Source organism: Hymenobacter defluvii (genome assembly GCF_017589435.1).
GTDB lineage: Bacteria > Bacteroidota > Bacteroidia > Cytophagales > Hymenobacteraceae > Hymenobacter > Hymenobacter profundi.
Window position 1 is genome coordinate 1 of sequence record NZ_JAGETX010000064.1, and the last position, 1,475, is coordinate 1,475.

At 48.6% G+C, this 1,475-nt stretch carries 4 protein-coding genes; all 4 read right to left on the reverse strand.

What is annotated here, in order from left to right:
- On the reverse strand, window positions 1–362 hold a 362-nt coding region (locus J4D97_RS22860), incomplete at its 3' end, for a DUF3875 domain-containing protein (protein WP_208309610.1).
- Window positions 355–678, reverse strand: a complete 324-nt coding sequence (locus tag J4D97_RS24110) for a DUF4133 domain-containing protein (protein WP_208309611.1) — start codon at window positions 676–678, stop codon at window positions 355–357. The genes J4D97_RS22860 and J4D97_RS24110, both read right to left, overlap by 8 nt.
- 1 nt (window position 679) lies before the next feature.
- Entirely contained in the window at window positions 680–1,057 is a 378-nt protein-coding gene (locus tag J4D97_RS22870) for a DUF4134 domain-containing protein (protein ID WP_208309612.1), read from the reverse strand.
- A 168-nt stretch (window positions 1,058–1,225) separates the two neighbouring features.
- On the reverse strand, window positions 1,226–1,475 hold a 250-nt coding region (locus J4D97_RS22875; protein WP_208309613.1), incomplete at its 5' end, for a hypothetical protein.

Here is a 1,475-nt window from a genome sequence, read left to right on the forward strand (position 1 = left end):
TCACTAGGCGTTTTGGTGATGTAGAGGTAGCACTTATGATCCAGGAACGGACGCTTAGCAAAGTGCTTGTCGTAGGAGCGAGAAAGCATGGTGCCCTTCTCCTTCTTAGTAGACTGAAAAGGCGTCTGCACATACCAATCCTGCTTGTGCACTACCGAATTGATGGGCAGCAGCGCCAGGGCTTTTACCCACGCTGCATGGTACGTATCGTAGTCCGAACTGGCAATAGTGAAGACCTCGGGTAAAGTCATCTCGTAGCCCACTGTCACATCACCATTTTTGCTGATGAGGCAGTTCGATTCCACCTTGTAGATGGGTTGTTTCTGTTCAAGGGTCGAGGACGGCAACAGTAGATTACTCATGGCGCTTTAGGTTTTTGAAAAGGCGATGATTCCGACTTACAATCATCTGAGGCTGACGGGCTTTCGCACTCGCTTTCATGGCCCCGTGTTCGCCGTACTTGGCGTTTAAACTAAACACTCGACTTATGCCGAAAAGACCTAAGCCGAGTGTTAGTAGAATGCAGATGTAAGTACTGACGCCGATTAGGTACATCACAATGAAGGCGAAGAAGGCCCCCAGCACGACACCCACCAGGTAAAATATGTACTGGCCTACTAACCCTTTGAACTCCACGGGCCGACCGAGGCCCTTGTTCAAAGGATAGCGTCGGTCCATCTTACAAGAAGAAGGCGCGCAGTACCGTAGCGATGATTACCAGGAAGATGCAGCTGCCAAACCACGACATAGCGGTTTTCTGCGTGTCCTGGTCACCCGAGTTCCATTTACCATACACCTTCACACCACCCACGAGGCCCACTACAGCACCAATAGCGTAGATCAGCTTGGTAGCCGGATCGAAGTAGGAAGTAACCTGAGTGGTTGCTTCGTTAATAGCAGCAGCACCACCGGCAGCACCACCCTGGGCATTCGCAACCGTCGTTACTCCAACGAGCACCACGGCCACCAGCAAGGTTTGAATCAGGGCTTTTTTACCAGCCTCAACTTTGTTTTTGTAAGCAGCTTGCTTACGGGCGGAACGAGCAACGTTTTTCATAAAAAAGAAAGGTTAAAAAAGGTTGGGTAAAAGGAGTTGGAAAAAGGGCTGAGAAAAAAGAAGGTAAAAAATAAAATTAAATTGTTGTATTTGGGAAACAAAAAAGGCAAAAAAAAGCGTTGTTTAGTTGTGTTTGGGGAACGCTGTACTCAAAAAAAAGGCGAGTTACTATACTTCAATACCAGCTAATCGAGTACGAAGCGTTTTATTCGATTCATTCAGGGCTGAGGCATACAAACTGTTAAGTAGGTCGGTATCCGCTAGGTTGGGCACTTCCGCAACTAGTTCTTCAGCTGAGGTGATTTCGCCACTGGTAATGCGGCCCAGATGGGTAGCAAGACTCGTGACGCTGATAGAATGGTCCGGCTCATCTTCTTGGAGGGGGGGCAGATCATCTTGTCCCGAGGAAGTGTATGCT

Coding starts and splice junctions, on each gene's coding strand:
- J4D97_RS24110 (WP_208309611.1), bottom strand. CDS start 678: ATGGACCGACGCTATCCTTTGAACAAGGGCCTCGGTCGGCCCGTGGAG.
- J4D97_RS22870 (WP_208309612.1), bottom strand. CDS start 1,057: ATGAAAAACGTTGCTCGTTCCGCCCGTAAGCAAGCTGCTTACAAAAAC.